General features: G+C 59.8%; 14 protein-coding genes and 1 tRNA gene. 8 read left to right on the plus strand and 7 right to left on the minus strand.

All coding sequences use genetic code 11. The features are described from left to right. Window positions 1-182 precede the first annotated feature (182 nt). Both U9R61_RS15890 and pufM read left to right on the plus strand, forming a co-directional pair. Entirely contained in the window at window positions 183-1,118 is a 936-nt protein-coding gene (locus tag U9R61_RS15890) for a photosynthetic reaction center subunit L (RefSeq protein WP_322489788.1), read from the plus strand. A gap of 16 nt (window positions 1,119-1,134) precedes the next feature. Next, window positions 1,135-2,049, plus strand: a complete 915-nt coding sequence (pufM, locus tag U9R61_RS15895) for a photosynthetic reaction center subunit M (RefSeq protein ID WP_322489789.1) — start codon at window positions 1,135-1,137, stop codon at window positions 2,047-2,049. Between the two features lie 94 nt (window positions 2,050-2,143). Here the strand turns inward: pufM and U9R61_RS15900 are convergent, their stop codons facing one another. Beyond that, window positions 2,144-2,755 (minus strand): hypothetical protein, encoded by a 612-nt coding sequence (locus tag U9R61_RS15900; protein WP_322489790.1) that lies wholly within the window; start codon window positions 2,753-2,755, stop codon window positions 2,144-2,146. An 89-nt stretch (window positions 2,756-2,844) separates the two neighbouring features. On the opposite strand from U9R61_RS15900, the gene U9R61_RS15905 reads away from it, so the two are divergent. The 4 genes from U9R61_RS15905 (at window position 2,845) to U9R61_RS15920 (ending at window position 7,123) form a co-directional block, all read left to right on the plus strand. Then, a tRNA-Gly gene (locus U9R61_RS15905) sits at window positions 2,845-2,920 on the plus strand. A 51-nt stretch (window positions 2,921-2,971) separates the two neighbouring features. Then, window positions 2,972-4,864, plus strand: a complete 1,893-nt coding sequence (gene abc-f / locus U9R61_RS15910; protein WP_322489791.1) for a ribosomal protection-like ABC-F family protein — start codon at window positions 2,972-2,974, stop codon at window positions 4,862-4,864. A gap of 29 nt (window positions 4,865-4,893) precedes the next feature. Next, complete coding sequence (locus tag U9R61_RS15915; protein ID WP_322489792.1) at window positions 4,894-5,646, plus strand: class I SAM-dependent methyltransferase; 753 nt, start codon at window positions 4,894-4,896, stop codon at window positions 5,644-5,646. 400 nt (window positions 5,647-6,046) lie between these two features. Continuing rightward, window positions 6,047-7,123, plus strand: a complete 1,077-nt coding sequence (locus tag U9R61_RS15920; RefSeq protein ID WP_322489793.1) for a DICT sensory domain-containing protein — start codon at window positions 6,047-6,049, stop codon at window positions 7,121-7,123. Window positions 7,124-7,250: 127 nt separating this feature from the next. Here the strand turns inward: U9R61_RS15920 and U9R61_RS15925 are convergent, their stop codons facing one another. Further along, complete coding sequence (locus tag U9R61_RS15925) at window positions 7,251-9,563, minus strand: RNA-binding domain-containing protein (RefSeq protein ID WP_322489794.1); 2,313 nt, start codon at window positions 9,561-9,563, stop codon at window positions 7,251-7,253. A gap of 665 nt (window positions 9,564-10,228) precedes the next feature. On the opposite strand from U9R61_RS15925, the gene U9R61_RS15930 reads away from it, so the two are divergent. Both U9R61_RS15930 and U9R61_RS15935 read left to right on the plus strand, forming a co-directional pair. Beyond that, window positions 10,229-10,516: a hypothetical protein gene (locus U9R61_RS15930; RefSeq protein ID WP_322489795.1), complete on the plus strand. Its 288-nt coding sequence runs from the start codon at window positions 10,229-10,231 to the stop codon at window positions 10,514-10,516. After that, a complete protein-coding gene (locus U9R61_RS15935; RefSeq protein WP_322489796.1) occupies window positions 10,509-11,462 on the plus strand; it encodes a tyrosine-type recombinase/integrase in 954 nt (317 codons plus the stop codon). Before U9R61_RS15930 ends, U9R61_RS15935 begins: the two co-directional genes overlap by 8 nt. 2 nt (window positions 11,463-11,464) lie before the next feature. Here the strand turns inward: U9R61_RS15935 and U9R61_RS15940 are convergent, their stop codons facing one another. From U9R61_RS15940 to U9R61_RS15960, 5 genes are all read right to left on the minus strand, one after another. After that, window positions 11,465-12,295: an alpha/beta hydrolase gene (locus U9R61_RS15940; protein ID WP_322489797.1), complete on the minus strand. Its 831-nt coding sequence runs from the start codon at window positions 12,293-12,295 to the stop codon at window positions 11,465-11,467. Next, a complete protein-coding gene (locus U9R61_RS15945) occupies window positions 12,292-13,773 on the minus strand; it encodes a S10 family peptidase (RefSeq protein WP_322489798.1) in 1,482 nt (493 codons plus the stop codon). Before U9R61_RS15945 ends, U9R61_RS15940 begins: the two co-directional genes overlap by 4 nt. Continuing rightward, on the minus strand, window positions 13,770-15,089 hold the full coding sequence (gene obgE / locus U9R61_RS15950; RefSeq protein ID WP_322489809.1) for a GTPase ObgE: 1,320 nt from the start codon (window positions 15,087-15,089) through the stop codon (window positions 13,770-13,772). Before obgE ends, U9R61_RS15945 begins: the two co-directional genes overlap by 4 nt. Window positions 15,090-15,517: 428 nt before the next feature. Further along, window positions 15,518-15,706, minus strand: coding sequence for a twin-arginine translocase TatA/TatE family subunit (gene tatA / locus U9R61_RS15955; protein WP_322489799.1), 189 nt, complete (start codon window positions 15,704-15,706; stop codon window positions 15,518-15,520). 145 nt (window positions 15,707-15,851) lie between these two features. Then, window positions 15,852-16,985 (minus strand): glycosyltransferase family 1 protein, encoded by a 1,134-nt coding sequence (locus U9R61_RS15960; protein ID WP_322489800.1) that lies wholly within the window; start codon window positions 16,983-16,985, stop codon window positions 15,852-15,854. Window positions 16,986-16,992 lie beyond the last annotated feature (7 nt).

Genomic DNA, 16,992 nt, shown 5'->3' on the forward strand with positions numbered 1-16,992 from the left:
AGGCTTTATAATGCAAAATTAAATATCGACACCTGTAGCTTGACAATGCCTGTCAAGCGTATTATACTGGCCGAAAAGGGCGCGAGATTTTGCTTATCATTACACGCTGTCGCTGTCAGGGCAGTGGAAAGGCGCGATGAAGAAGGCGGTCGCCGCGCCAGCCGTCAGCAGAGGGAGTCGCTATGAGCAGAGCAAAAGCGAAAGACCCCCGCTTTCCCGACTTTTCGTTCACCGTGGTTGAAGGTGCGCGATCGACACGGGTGCCGGGAGGGCGCACGATCGAAGAAATCGAACCGGATTACAAGATCAAAGGGCGCACAACGTTTAGCGCGATCTTCCGCTACGATCCCTTCGATTTCTGGGTAGGCCCGTTCTACGTCGGCTTCTGGGGCTTTATCTCGGTCATTGGTATCATTTTTGGGACATACTTCTACGTCGATGCCGCCATCTTGAACGGCCCCTACTCGATTCCGCAAAACTTCTTCGCCGGGCGCATCGATCCGCCGCCGGCTGAACTTGGGCTTGGGTTTGCAATGCCGGGCCAACAGGGGTTTGCGTGGCAGATGACGGTGCTATTCGCAACTATTGCTTTCTTCGGCTGGATGATGCGGCAGGTTGACATCAGCATGAAGCTCGATATGGGCTACCATATCGCAGTAGCCTACGGTGTGGTCTTCTCGGCGTGGCTGGTGTTGCAAGTGATCCGCCCGATCGCGCTCGGGATGTGGCACGAAGGCTTCGTGCTCGGCGTGATGCCGCACCTCGACTGGGTGTCGAACTTCGGCTACCGCTACAACAACTTTTTCTACAACCCCTTCCACGCGATAGGGATCACGGGTCTCTTCGCCTCCACATGGCTGCTGGCCTGCCACGGCTCGCTGATCCTGAGCGCGGCGCAGTACCGCGGCCCCGAAGGCGGCGACATCGAGAACGTCTTCTTCCGTGATGTGCAATACTACTCGGTCGGCGAAGCCGGCGTCCACCGCCTTGGCTTTATCTTCGCCTGCGGCGGCGTCTTGTCAGCCGATCTGTGCATCTTGTTGTCGGGTTGGCCGGTGCACGACTGGGTGAGCTTCTGGAACTTCTGGAATAACCTCCCCTTCTGGAGCGGCGTCTAGAGAGGAGCAACGTAATATGGCGACAATCAATATGGCGCCGGGCGATCTGGAACTAGGCCGTGATCGCGGTCGCATCGGCAAACCAATCGAGATTCCGCTGCTTGAGAACTTTGGGTTCGATAGCCAGCTTGGCCCGTTCTACCTTGGTTTCTGGAACGCAGTGGCCTACATCACCGGCGGTATCTTCACCTTCATCTGGTTGGTGGTGATGCTGGCGCAGGTGAACTATAATCCGGTGGCGTTTATCAAGTATTTTGCGGTGTTGCAGATCGACCCGCCATCATCGCGCTATGGGCTGAGCTTCCCACCGCTGAACGAGGGCGGTTGGTGGTTGATCGCCACCTTCTTCCTCACGGTGTCGATCTTCGCGTGGTATATGCATCTCTATACCCGCGCCAAGGCGCTCGGTATTAAGCCCTATCTAGCTTACGGCTTCACCGGCGCAATCGCACTCTATCTGGTGATCTACATCATTCGCCCGATGTGGATGGGTGATTGGTCAGAGGCACCGGCCCACGGGATCAAGGCCCTGCTCGATTGGACGAATAACGTGAGCGTGCGCTACGGCAACTTCTACTACAACCCGTTCCACATGCTCTCGATCTTCTTCCTGCTCGGCTCGACCGTCTTGTTGGCGATGCATGCCGGCACGATTTGGGCGCTTGAGAAGTATGCCGCCCACGAGGAGTGGAATGAGATTCAAGCTCCCGGCACCGGTACCGAACGGGCGCAACTCTTCTGGCGCTGGTGCATGGGCTTCAATGCCAATGCGTACTCGATCCACCTGTGGGCCTTCTGGTTCGCATGGCTGTGCGGTATTACCGGCGCGCTCGGTGTCTTCTTCTCGATGCCTGATTTCGTCAATAACTGGTTCCAGTGGGGTGTCGAGGCTGGCATTGCTTATCCGCAAGGGCCAACACCCTTGCCCTAACCCGTACACCTTCCACCTTCCTCCCACCGTACGCCCGCCGGTTGGCGGGCGTACGGTTTTGGTAACGCAAAGGCGCGCCATCAGCGACCTTGGACTAACGCAGCTCGTTGACCCGCTCGACCGGCATCCCCAATGCTAGCACCATCGCATTGACCAGCGGTTGCAACGCCGCCGGCACGACGGCGCTATCAATAATCCACACTTCATCGCCAACTAGCAGCTCAAACGCTAGCACCGGCTGCAGGCGGCGAACCAGACCGCCGGCGACGATCCGGTAGGGGCGCAAACGCAACCCCGTGATTGCAGCACGATCGATCTGCTGCTCGCGTGGCCGCCCGACCCGGCTAATTTGGCGAATGGTGAAGGTCTCGGCGTCGAGCGTAATTTCATTGGCGGTAGTGGCAATCGCATAACCGCCAATCAACCGCTGGATCGCCAAACCGCCAAACAACCCACCGGCAGCGGCGCTGAGACCAGCCGTGGCAAAACCCAACTCTTGCAACGATGCTAACACGCCAGCGAGTAACGCGACCACAGCAATGGCCATTAACACCCCGCCACCCACAAAGAGCGGGAGCGCCGCGGCCCGATTCGCTTGCGGGTACGACCGTAAATGCACGCGATCAGGTTCCGCAACAACAACTTGATAGTACGGGGTAAGGCCGAGACGGCGACCGAGGCGTTGGCGCAGAGATGATGATGTCATAGCATTCCACATGAACGATCAAGGCTTCCTTGCACCGATCCTACCACACTTGCACGAATCGACAGATCGTGCTATACTCTAAGCGCGATGCGGGAGTGGCTCAGTTGGTAGAGCGACACCTTGCCAAGGTGTAGGTCGCGGGTTCGAATCCCGTCTCCCGCTCCAATCAAGACCGGCGCCGGCGCGCTGGTCTTTTCTATTGTAAGAACCAAACTTATGACCCTGCTCAACGCAACCAATCTCAGCAAATACTACGGCGCTGAGCTGATCTTCCAAGATGTCAGCTTCCAAATTGCGCGGGGTGAGAAGGTGGCGATCGTTGGCATGAACGGCGCCGGCAAGAGCACTTTGCTGCGCATGATCGCCGGCTATGAGACACCGGATAGCGGCAGCCTCAGCCTTGCCCGCGGCGCCCGCGTCGCCTATCTGGCCCAAGAGACGCGCTTCAGCGGCGATCTGACCCTCTGGCAAGAGATGGAAGCGGCGCTGGCCGAGATCCATCACTGGCGGGCCGAGCTAGCCGCCCTTGAGGCCCGGCTGGCCGATACGTCCGCCCCCGATTGGGAAGCGGTGATGGAACGTTACGGCGAACTGAGCGCTCGCTTTGAGCACGCCGGCGGCTACGAGATCGAGCATCGCATCGAGCGCACCCTGCACGGCCTCGGCTTCCGGCCCGACCAGTTCCACCAGCATATGGGCCAGTTTTCCGGCGGGCAAAAGACGCGGGCCGCACTGGCCGCCGCCTTGCTCAGCGACCCTGACCTGCTGCTGCTTGACGAGCCGACCAATCATCTTGATATGCAGGCGCTCGAATGGCTCGAACAGTTCTTGCGCACGTGGGACGGCACGCTGGTTGTGGTCTCGCACGACCGCTACTTCCTTGAGCGGGTGACGAAGCGCACGCTGGAGATCAGCTTTAACCGGCTAGAGGATTACCCCGGCAGCTATGAAAAGTACTTGGCGCTGAAGGCCGAGCGTATAGAACGGCGGCTGAAAGAGTACCAAGCCCAGCAAGCGTTCATTGCCCGCACCGAAGAGTTCATCCGGCGCTATAAGGCCGGCCAGCGCGCGCGCGAGGCTAAAGGGCGCGAAAAGCGGTTAGAGCGGCTCAAACGCGAGCAGTTGCTCGACCGCCCGAAAGAGGCGGCCAAACTGCGCGTTGTGCTCGACAGCCAATTGCGGTCGGGAGAGCTAGTCTTGCGCCTCGATGGGTTGGTGGTTGGCTATCAGGGGCCGCGCGGCGAGGGCAAGACGCTGCTGCGGGCCGATGATTTGACTATCCGGCGCGGCGAGCGGGTCGGGTTGCTAGGGCCAAACGGCTGCGGCAAGACGACGCTGCTCCGCACGCTGATCGGCCAATTACCGCCGCTGCAAGGCGCGGCCCGCTTTGGTCACGAAGTGCGGGTAGGGTATTACGCCCAAGGCCACGACGTGCTGGAATGGAACAACACCGTACTGGATGAGGTGCTGCGGGTCGCGCCGAGCCTCGGCGAGGGACCGGCCCGCAACCTGCTCGCCCGGTTTCTCTTCACCGGCGACGATGTGTTCAAGCGGATCGCCGACCTCAGCGGCGGCGAACGATCGCGGGTGGCGCTAGCCCAACTAACGCTGCTGCCGGGCAATCTGCTCTTGCTCGACGAGCCGACCAACCACCTTGATATCGATGCGCGCGAGGCGCTCGAAGCGGTGTTGAAAGAGTACACCGGCTCGATCCTGTTTGTCTCGCACGACCGCTACTTCATCGACACACTGGCCGACAAGTTGTGGATCGTCGAGCAAGGCCGGATCAAGCAGTTTGCCGGCAACTACAGCGAGTATATGGCTGCGCAGAACGCCGCGCCGCCCGCGCCCAAAGCCGCCGAACCGAAGGCGGCGCCGGCCAAACCGGCCCGGCCCGACGACGCCGAGCGGGCCAAGCAGCGCCGGCTGGCTGCCTTGGAAGCCGAAGTGACCGCGTTGGAACAAGACCTTGCCCGCCTCAGCAGCGAACTTGACGCGGCCAGCCAAGCGCGGGACGTATCCCGGCTGACGGCGCTGGGGGCGCAGTACGCCGAACTGGAGCGGTTGCTGGCCGAAAAATACGCCCAGTGGGAACAACTGGCGGCGTGAGCGGGCACGGCGAACCGCTCAAAGAGTCTATGATCTACCACGACTACGCTCCGATCTACCATGCCGCCGGCCAAGCGGCATTTGGCACGGCGCTGGCGCAAATCATCCTTGCCCAACTGCCAGCGCCGCCGCAGCGCGTACTTGATCTCGCTTGCGGCACTGGCGCTGCGGCGTTAGTGCTGGCGGCTGCCGGAGCGACGGTGGTGGGAGTTGACGGCTCGCCGGCGATGCTGGCCATTGCCCGCGCGCAGGCACGCCAACGCGGGTTGGTGATCGAATGGATTGAAGCCGACATCCGCGCACTGCCGGATGACGCGCGGCTGCCGCCAGCGAGCTTCGACCTCTGCACCTGCCTCTTTGACAGCCTCAACCATCTCACTGATGATGATGATCTGGTCAAGGTCTGCCGGGCAGTAGGCCGATTATTGCGTCCCGGCGGACAATTCATCTTTGACCTCAACACCCTTGCCGGCTTCCGCACGTGGTACGAGTATGATCAGGTGCTCTTCGACGGGCCTGATCTGCTGGTCGTCAACCGGCTCCACTTTGACCACGAGCAACAGCGCGCGTATGGCCGCTTCGTATGGTTCCAGCGTCGCGGCGAGCGGTGGTGGCGCAGTGAAGAGACCCACTGCGAACGGCCATGGCACGATGATGAGATCGCCGCGGCGTTAGCGAGCGGTGGCTTGCGGTTGGCAGCGCGCCTCACCTCAGCCTGGACGCCGGCAGCAGACGATGCGTCGCGGGTGGTGTATGTGGCTGAGCGACAGCGAGATAACTAAAGGTCGTCTATGCTAGCAAGCACGTTGCTAACTGATGGCGCTGCTCAATGAAAGATGATTATCTTCACTCGGGGCTTTCCTGCTACGTTTGGTAAAACCTAGTCGCCAAACTTTTAACAACATCTTTACCAAATCACAAAAATCTGCTAACATTTATCATATAAACTTCGTCAGCAATCACGAGTAAGTGAGCTTGACAAGCATTGTCGCTACTGCTGCTCTCGCGTAATTACAGATTTGGCAGACGTTGGTTGGGTATCAAGCTACCATGCTCGCGTGATGACGATAATCCTAAGCAATATCTCGCGAAACTGCACAGCGCAAGCGCTCCAGTAGAAGCAAGTTTTATTGATTAATAAACCAAACGAGCAAAGCACTGACTCTTGCAGAGGAGAAAGCTGTGCCAAACCCCTCAAACCGCTTACCCTCCTTGTATTCTTCGATCCGCGAGATCGTAGCACCAGACGTCGAGCCATTCATGGCCACGAAAACCACGCTGGTTGACTTGAGCCACACCTTAGAAAATTGCATTCTGCGCAACAAGTTGCCGAGCGTTATCTTCACCGGCTTTCAAGAGAGCAGTCACTGGCGGGCAGAAACGCAACGCTACCTCGAATTAGCGAATATTGCCACTGCGATTTGCATTTTTGCCGGCGGCATACCGCCAGTGCCCGAAGAGCGTCACATCGCAGTGACATTAGAGCCAAGCGATCCGCTGCGCCAAGAATGGTTTCTGCTAGTGCTGACGGAATGGTTTTGTGCGTTACTGTGCGGGCTTGACAATCAACTCCCGGTCACGGAAGAAGGCGACCGCAGCTTTGAAACGCTGCTCACGTTTCAGCCGGAAGTGATTGAGAAAGCGCTCGACTTTCTGATTCCGGCAGTCTATCGTTACCGGCCCGATCGGGCAGAAGAGCTGGAACAAGCCCGCCGGCGCTTCCCGCCGCGCGTGCCAAGCGGGCCATTCTTTACACAGATTATAATCGATATCGTGAGCCACATGCAACGGCGAAACGATCGGCAACGCCAACTGCTGAGCGAACTCCAAGCGCTGTATGAACAGCAACAAACGCTCGAAGATACCATCGCGCAACTCGCGGTGCCGGTCGTGCCTCTGTTTGAGGGGGTACTGCTCTTGCCACTGATTGGCAATATCGACTCACGGCGCGCGCAGCAAGTGATGGAACACCTCCTCACCAGCATTGCCGAACGGGCGGCAGATGTGGTGATTATTGACATTACCGGCGTGCCACTAGTTGATTCGGCAGTGGCAAACTATCTTTTGCAAACCATTCGCGCCGCCCGGCTCTTAGGGACGCAAGTGATTATCACCGGCATCAGGGCCGCCATTGCGCAAACCATGATCAACCTTGGGATTGACCTTGGCAGCATCATGACCCGGAATACGTTGCGCGAAGGGATTGCAGCGGCGCTTGCGGTGTTGGGGTATGAGATACAGCCCAAGAAGAGTATCTGAAAGAAATGGCATGCGGCAGGGGGACTACCGAATGCCATAATCGATCACACGTACTCGCGGTCACGCCGCTGCGACGTGATAGTAGCATCCAGAGGCGGCAGCGGGACTGCCGCACTCCACAACAGAATCACTCGCCGTAGAGTTGGAGCAACTCGCGCCACTCGCCGGTCAATTCTTCGCGGCGGGCAGCGTAGTAGACGTGAGTGACCCCCTGCTCGTCAACATAGACCAGATCGACTTGCGAGCGCATCGGGCGGAGGTAGCCGATATTGCCCCACCAGCGCACCTTGTCTTGGTCGAGCGGTATATCTTGGTGGAACATACGCGCCGCATACTCACGCACCGTGCCGGGTTCGATATCTTGCAAGCGCCATGGCGCGCTGCTGACATCACCGGTGCGCAGATTGCGGAAGACGTACAGCCACTCACCCTCTTCGTTGCGAGTGGCGCTCACGACCTCGATGCCGGTGCGCGGACGGGGCACCCGGATCAGCGCCAGCCATGCGTCAGAGAGCTTCTCACGGGGCACGTTGTTATACTCTTGCACCACGCCAGTCTCTTTATCCTTCATGACTAGATCGAAGCGCGGCTGGCCGTCGTTATCGACCGAAATCCGCACCAAACCGCCTCTACCGCGCCAGCGGACGCGGCGTTCACCCCACGTCTCAATTTCAGACGGCGGCGGCACTTCAACCGTCTCTTCCTGATCGAAATCGGCGGTATCGGTCTCAACGCGGGTACCGGCCTCGTTGAGCAGGCTCATCCACGCTTCACCCAACCCCCAATCGCTCACACCGTAGAAGATATGGTCGATCACACCATTCTGGTCGCGATGCACCAGATCGTACTTCACACGCGAACCTTGCCGGTAAGCGCGCCAGAGACCAAGCCGGCCCCGCCAGCGCACTTGGCTTTGCAGATCGATCCGGCCTTCGCGCAAATCCTCGTGGCGACCAATTGCATAGGCCCACAACCCCTGCGCGCGGTCGCGGGTCACGCCGGCAGTCGTGCGGAGATCGCGCACCTCGTAGACCCACGTCCCGCCGCGGCGCTGGCTGGCGACAATCTCGACGCCAGAGCGGGGCAGTTCGAGCGTCTCGCCATTATCAAGCGGCGACGGCTCGCCAGCGGCGATCGCCTGCCGGCAAAGCTGGATAATCTCGCTGCGATTAGCGGCAACCGTCTCGCTATCGCGGCGGACATACACCGTGCCGTTGCTGCCGACATAGGGCGGCGGCTCATTCGCCTTCACCTCAACCCGGATCACATCACGACCCTCATAATGCATCAGCTCGAACGACAAATAGGGTGCGGGGGTCAGATTATCAACCACACTCTGGCGGAGCGCCTCGGTAATCTGGTCAGGCCGTTCGACCCCAATCACCTTGCCGCCGGGATCGCACCCCACGATCAGCACCCCGCCGCCGATATTCGCCAACGCCGCCACATCGGGCCAGAGCGCCGCCGCCGCGGATGGATCGGCCACCGCGCGCAGCAATTGGCGATCGGTGCTGCCGCTGAAGCGGGCAACATCGAGCGACCACTGCTTCTGATCGCGCTTAGGCACGCGCACCCGATCGAAATCTTGGCTGGAAAAGAGCGCCTTGAGGGCCTCGAAACTACGGTCAGGCAAGAGAGCCTCGAAATAGCGATCGCCGATACCGTGGCGGTGAGTCGCCTGCGCGTCAGACTCGGCCAAGCGGCGCAGACGGTGCGCATCACTGCCTTGGATGCAGAACATGCGCCGCTCGTAATGCTCGGTCTTGCCGTTGTAGAAGCCGGGTGAAGTAAACTTCTCGTGATCGGTGTAGAAATTGACAAACTCCAGCGCGTGGAGGTAGGGGCTTTGCGTCACCGCCACGCGCGCTTGACCGCTGGTACCCATGCGCAAGGTCTCGGTAATCACGCCGTTGGGGCCATTGGCATGGGCGGCGATCACAATACCGCCAGCGCGATGAATGATCTCGTAGGCCTCGGTGACGTGGCGGGTATTGGCCACGCTGCACACCCCACCCTTCAGCGACTCGGCGGGAATACCGAGCTGGAGCAAAGTAGCTTCAATCAGGCTCAGCGGACGGTTAGGCGGAAAGATGCCAAGAATATGCGCGCCAAAGTGTGACGTAAACTCAAAGCCGGGCAATACGGTGATCTTGGCCAGCAAACGGCGGTACTCGGCCAAGCGCGCCTCTTCCTCACCCGTGAGCCGCCCAGCCTTTTCGAGCGTAGTCAGAAATTCAATCTCGCGTTGAAACTGCTCGTAGCCAGCGACGGTATTATGATCGGTAAAGGCGATGATTTCAAGACCGCGCCGTTCAGCTTCCTGTAGAATTTCAAGGTAAGAAACGTTTGGTTCGGCGTAATCCTCAGACGCAGGCGTGTGCAGATGCAAATCAACCCGGATCCAGCGCATCCCGTTGCGCGCTTCTCCTACTGTATTCATATTATGAAAACCTTAGATATTCAGATCTTTTTTAGCCATGTTTTTCTGTCTTTTTTGTTTTTATCTTGGCTCTTCTTGTGATCAAACGATAGGAAGCTCCTCCTTCCTAACGACAGAGTGAGCCGACCGCACAGGGTCATAGACACACTTTTCACTATGTACCGATAGTATACCAGATCAACGCGGGGTTGATAACACAAACCGCTGCTCGCGCAAGAGAGTCCGGCAACGTGGCGCCTGCTTGACCAACGGCGGCGGCGAAATTAATCACGCTCGCCGGCGCTGGGACGCAGCCATTGCTTGAAACCAGCATAGCCAGCTCATGACCGCCGGTGCTTCCCAACAATCTGTTGCTGTCATTGATTTGGCTGCAAACTTGATTCAAAGCCATTGTCAATATTTAATCAATAGCAAAAATATTCATTTTTAGAACTAGCATGATGTCAAAGTATTTGCTATAATGCAAGCAACGCTGAATATGACGCTGATGTAACGCTTTTGCGCGCCGAGGCCGCGCCATTATGGCTGTGACCGGCAAGCAATGGGTAGCCACTGCGCGCGGCTTGTCTCCGGCAAGCAAGCCGTCTTCCCACCGGCTCGCTCAGCAAGCGCTGCGGACGGGAGCGCGCAAGTAATGGTTGGCACACCGGCAGGCGGGAAGATGGATGACCGGGCATCAGTTTGCGTCAATGGTTTATGCACTGATGTTGCTCAGTACAGCGAAGACACCTTACGCAATCGGGAAGATTGCGGTGGTTGGTCGCGATACTGCACGGATCGCGGCCTTTGCCATACCACAACACACACTTGCGCTTCATCGCAGAAGCGACAGCATCGCAACCCTACCGCTCGCTGGCAAGCGCATCATCTGGCGCGGCGAGCAGCTCGCTGCGGATGACATCGATTGCCGAGCGCTGTCATCACGGCAGGAGAGAGGAGAGTCCTATGTCTAATGCAAGCGGATTCGGCCTGCAGCAGGCGCGCACCATCATCAGCGAGTTAGAACAGTTTCTGGCCGATCTGAAGCAGGAAGATGGGTTGAGCGAAAACACCATCACCTCGTACCGTTGCGATTTGCGCACGGCGGGAACCGCCTTGAGCCAAGATCTCACGGCCATCACCACCAGCGATATCCAACACTTTCTGGCCAGCCGGCAAGAACAGCCGGGCACGACGAACCGGCGGATTGCGAGTCTGGGCCGGTTTTTCCGCTGGGCGCTGGCGCGCGGGTATATCAGCCATAATCCGGTCGAGCAGATCAACAGCCGGATTCCGACCGAACACCATCCGCAACCGATTGCCAACGAGGCCGAACTGCGCGCGCTGGATCAGGCGATCGCAACCGCGCCGCAACCCTACCGGCTGATCTTCACCCTATTGCGCGAGATCGGCATTCGCACCGACGAGGTACTCAACCTCAACCTTGGCGATGTCATCCTTGAGCCGGGGCGCGAGATGTTGCTGGTGCGCGACAGCAAGAGCGGGAATAAACGGATGATTGCGCTGACCCCTGACGCGATGCCTCGTTCGTTGCGCGGGTTGCGCAGTTGGGTGCGCGAGATGGAGCATTTGCCGCCCGATACGCCACTCTTCCGGTCGTCACGCGGCACGCGCGCATCGTACGATACGCTGCACCGGCGCTGGGTGGCGGTATGCAAGGCGGCCCGGCTGATCGATATTGTCGATGGGCGCGAACAGCCGCGCTACACGTTGCATCATCTACGCCACACCGCTGCCGCCGAGCTGATCACGTTTTACCCAGAACAGGTGGTGCGCCGGATTTTGGGCCATCGCGATCCGCGCTCAACCCGCCGCTACAGCGAGCTAGTGCGCAACCAGCCACGAGCCGCCGAGCGGACGGCCAATCTACACACGCCACCCCGGCGCGAGGCAATGTGAGGTTACGACAACGGTGCGGCGAGGAAGGCGCGGATGGCCGCATACGTCGGGCCATACCCCGGCCCGCGCAGCATATTGTGATTCGTGCCGGGAATGAGCTGCATTTGCACGAGACCCGGCGACGCAGCGGCCAGTAGTTCGGCTTGCACTGCCGGCGGTACAATCGTGTACTCCGGTTCGGCCAGCAAGATCAGCAGCGGCGCCTGCACCAGTCTAATCCGCGGCGCCAGCGTCCAGTCTTCTGGCATAAGGAATAAGCCGGCCACTTGCTCGTAGCGGCACTCGACTAACGCCTGCGCTTTCCAATAGTAATCGCACGGATGCCAATCCGGGTTGGTCTCGCGCAACATCGGCAAGGTCACTTCCGGCGGCTCACCCACCCCCCGGCTAAACTGCGGCAGCCACGACGGGGTCACCGCCGCTTCTTGCCGGATCAGTGGATCGACCAGCACGGCCCGCCGTACAGCGGCCCGCGCCGGATGGTCGCTGCTCAGCAAGGCCAGCGTCGTCGCCCCGCCCCACGAATGGCCAACCAACGCTATGTCGCTCAGGGCCAAGGTCTGGATCAGATCACCCACAATGTTCGCCACCGTATCAATATCGTAGGCCGGGCTCAGATCGCTCTGGCCATGGCCGGGCATATCAATCGCGATCACCCGCCAGCCTTCAGCGGCCAAATCGGCCCCCAACCGCCAGAGGGTAACGGCGCTGCTGGTGATACCGTGGCAAAGCAGCACGGTGGGGCCGGCGTTGGGCCATTCGAGAAAACTGACCCGGCCATGGCCAAGTTGGACAAAGTGGCGTTGGGCATTGATGCGGCATGGTTCGGTCATTGGCTTGCTCCCTCTGGCGCAATGGTGACGAAATCGGCCAGCACCGCCTTAAGCGCCGCTAATGATGTTTCCTGAATGTACATCATGTGGCCGGCAGGGTAGAAGCTCTCGCTGATCTGGCTGCGCAACGCCGGCTCGAGGGCGAGATGGTTGAGCGTATAGCGAGTGGCGAAGTAGGGTGTCGCCAGATCGTAGTAACCGCTAGCGACATGCACCCGCAACGCCGGGTTGCGGTGCATCGCTCGCCGCAGCGTCTCGGCGACATCAACGTAGCGGTTTTGGTGATCGTTGAAACTCCACGGCCACACCCGCTCGGTGAGGATTTCGTAGGGCAGATCGCTGCTAAAGCCCAACTGCTCGCGCACATAATGGTTGAGCGCGGCAGTGTAGGGGCCGGTAATCGCGGCGAGGCTCGGATCGAATTCAACCGTCTCGCCTACTGCGTCGCGGTCGCTACCGGTAAACCGGCTGTCGAGCCGGCCCACCGTGCGGTACTGGTCGCGCAGCAACTCCTTCACAAATCGATCGTCGCGAATCCGCAAGCGCGAGCGGGCAATATAGTCGCGGCTGAGACCGGTGTAGCGGGCCAGTTGGGTGACGATGCGATCGAAGGTGGCCGGATCGAGCCGATCGCCCTGCAACAAGGCCAACGCATAGTCGCCGAACGCAAACGCTTCAGCAGCGTGCAGGGTCTCGATCAGATCACGTTGCAATTCCGGTTCGAGCCGGCGGTGATAAAAGGCGGTGGCGGTATAGGCCGGCAAAAAGAGCATGTAAGGCAGATCGTTGCCGTAATCGAACGAGAGGGTCTGAAAGTGCAACACCGCCGAGATCAGCATCAGGCCATTGAGGTAGAGACCGTGCCGTTCTTGCAGATAGCCGGCCAAGCCGGCGGCGCGGGTGGTGCCATAGCTCTCGCCGGCCAGATACTTGGGTGACAGCCAACGCCCGTAGCGGCTAGTGTACAGCCGGATAAAATCACCCACCGACTCGATATCTTTGCGGAAATCGTGAAACTGCTTGGCCGACTCGCCGGCGACGGGACGGCTATAGCCGGTACTGACCGGATCGATAAAGACTAAATCGCTCACATCGAGCAACGAGTACGGGTTAGGCGCGAGACGACCGGGAGGCGGCAACGGCCAGCCCTCTGCATTCAGCAGCACCCGCTGCGGGCCAAGCAAACCGAGGTGCAGCCAGACCGATGATGAGCCGGGGCCGCCGTTGAAAGCAAAGGTAATCGGACGCCGGCTATGATCGCTCACATCATCGCGGGTATAGGCGACAAAGAAGATCCCGGCGCGCGCCTGCTCACCGGCGCTGACACCATCCTTCTCCGCCTCCTCCTTCATAATGATCACGCCGGCGGTGGCCGTATACGCGATCTCAACACCATTGATCACCACCGTGTGTTGGGTCTGCACCAGCTGATCGGCGGGTGGCGTCGCCGGAGCAGCAGCAGGTTGGGTTGTTGTCATGCGATATGCCGTCCGCTATCATCCCACACCAATTCGGCGCGCCCAATGCGCACCAGATCACCATCTTGAACGCCAGCCGCCATCAGGGCCTCGTTAATGCCGCTCGCTTCGAGCACGCGCTGAATCCGGTCAAGCGCCTCGTCTTGGTTGAGATTGCTCATCGCAATCAGGCGTTCGATCTTGACGCCGCGCACCCGGAACGCATCACCTTCGCGCTCGATGGTAAAGGCATTCTCATCAACCGGCGGCAGCGGCCACTCGAGCGGCGGTTCATCAGGATCGACCGGCTCGCGCTGGGGCGGCGGATCGGCGCGCAACAACTCGGCCACCCGCTGCAAGAGCAGTTCGATGCCGGCGCCGGTTGCCGCCGAAATCACAAGCAGATCCTCCGGCGTCACCGGCAAGCGGGCACGCAAGATAGGCAGGTGTTCTTGGGCGGCGGGCAGATCGGCCTTATTGAGCGCCACCACCTGCTTGCGCAAGGCCAATTCAGGCTGGTACAGGCGCAGTTCGGTATTAATCTGCTCGTAGTCATCCCACGGCGCGCGACCATCAACCCCGGCGGCATCGATGATGTGAATGAGCACGCGCGTGCGCTCGACATGGCGGAGAAAATCGTGACCGAGACCGACGCCAGCATGCGCCCCTTCGATCAAACCGGGAATATCGGCCACCACAAACCGCTGCAAGCCAACCTCGACAATACCGAGATTGGGGGTGAGGGTGGTAAACGGGTAGGCGGCAATCTTGGGCCGGGCGGCACTGATCACCGAGAGCAGAGTCGATTTGCCGGCATTCGGAAAGCCGACCAATCCCACATCCGCCAGCATCTTCAGCTCAAGCTCAAGCGTCAACTCTTGGCCGGGTTCGCCCAACTCGGCGAGCCGCGGCGCTTGGCGGGTAGGGGTGGCAAAATGGATATTACCCAAGCCGCCGCGTCCGCCGCGCGCGGCGAGCAGGCGCTGGCCGGGCCGGGCAAGATCGACGGTATAGGTCACGCCATCGATTGTGGCCCGCACCACCGTACCGGGAGGCACAGGCACAACGACATCGGCGCCATTGCGGCCATGCATCGCATTCTTGCCGCCGTGACCACCATTCTCGGCGACAAACTTGCGCTGATAGCGAAAGTGCAGCAGGGTATTGTATTCAGGGTCGGCGACGAGGTAAACGTGGCCGCCGCGCCCGCCATCGCCGCCATTGGGGCCGCCGCGCGGCACATACTTCTCGCGGCGAAAGGTCGCTGCGCCGTTACCGCCATTGCCGGCCCGCACCACAATGGTTGCCTGATCAAAAAAATCGGTTGTCATACGCAAACAGCTTGAGGCGCGTTGCACCGCGCCCGGTTTTTGTCCACTAACAATCATACAAATACGTTGATTTCTCAGTAGGCTTCCCCTGCATACGTCAAGGGGATGGGCGTAAGGGGGTGCAAATCTCGCGATACCGCACAATGCCAAGGGAATGAGCAAACCGTTACCAGCGCCAAGCAAGCGGGCGTTGTTCACAATGAAGGTTACGCCATAAGCCTTACCACAAATGTGTAACGTTGGGCAAAAAAACTGCTTCCTCGATCAAGCCATTATGGAGTGCGGCAGTTTAATTGCCGCACTCCATAGAGGAGCCGTTTCTTATGGATGATCACGCATTCACCACATGCACCGCGCCGTTACAGCAGGTGATCAGCCCAACCACATCGCAACGGATTGGAAACCGGCCGCTATGAGGGGTTACAAACCCGCCGCTACGCTTTGGTTTCGCCCTCGGTTTTGGCGTCATTGCGCGACTCTTCGTCGCCCTTCACCGCCTTGCGAAACTCGCGGATGCTGCTGCCGAGCGCGCCGCCGAGGCCGGCCAGCTTGCCGGCGCCAAAGATCGCAATCACGATCACGAGGATAATTAACAGCTCACCCCAGCCAAGACCACCAATCATAACCTGCACTCCTTCCTCGTGCAACCGGCGCGCACCAGCGATGCGCGTCCCGAATCATTATACCCCAGCGCGGGGGTGTGTCAACGTAAGCGGTGACAGTTGGTGTTGGGCATCGCCGCCAAGCAACCCCGCTAGCGACCGATCCCTACACCGTTACCGCCTCGCGATAGGCCGCCAGCGTCTTGGCGGCGGTATCCGCCCACGAAAAGCGGCGGGCGCGGGCCAAGCCGCGTTGGCGCAATTCGGCACGGAGATCGACATCAACCAACACGCACCGGATCGCCTCGGCCAGCCCGATCGTGTCGGTAGGCGCGACCATCAACCCCGCATCACCAACCACTTCGGGCAAGCTCGACGTATTGGAAGTAATCACCGGCGTGCCGCAGGACATCGCCTCAAGCGGCGGCATACCAAACCCCTCATAGATCGACGGAAAGACGAAGACGGTAGCCGCCGCATACCAGAGCGGTAACTCCTCTTCGGGAAGATAGCCGGCAAACTTCACCCGATCACGCAGATTCAACTGTTCCAGCCGGGCAAAGATCGGCTCGTACATCCAACCCTTGCCGCCACCGATCAACAACGGCACATCAGGCACGCTCCGGCTCACCAGCGCGAACGCCTCGAGCAGCGTGGTCAGATTCTTGCGCGGCTCCAGCGTGCCGACATAGAGCACAAATCGCTCTGGCAAGCCATGGAAGGCGCGCAATTGTTCGATAGCTGCCGGCGCTGGCGGGCGGAAATGGCTGCGGGCGGCGTTCGGCGTCACGATCACCCGCTCAGGCGGAATGCCGAGTAGCCCAACCACTTCGCGCTTGGTATGTTCGGAAACCGCCAAAATCCGGCTCGCGCGGCGAGCGCTCAACCGGGTCGCCAAATCGAGATAAATGCGGTTATAGGCACGAAACGTCTGCGGGAAGCGGATAAAGGCCAGATCGTGGATCGTGATCACCGTCGGCACCGGGCTGAGCAGGGGGGCCACGTTGAGGCAGCCGTGGTAGAGATCGGCCCTGCCGCACAAGATCAGCGGCGCAATCCCCTGTTCCCATGGAATCCGCACCCGCGGATTGATCGTCGGCAACCGGGACGGCTTCACGACAAAATTGGCCGGCAAACCCAGCGCCGTCTGATCAAGGCCGCGGGTAGTATACACAGTATAGTGATTGACGCGATCGATCTGGGCCAAATGGAGCAACACCTGCTCGATATAGTGCGAAACGCCAGCCCGGCGAAACGAACGGGTATGAGCAAGGAGGTGGGCATTAACGGCAATGCGCATAGCAACA

The sequence above is a fragment of the Chloroflexus sp. genome, assembly GCF_034431535.1.
Classification (GTDB): domain Bacteria; phylum Chloroflexota; class Chloroflexia; order Chloroflexales; family Chloroflexaceae; genus Chloroflexus.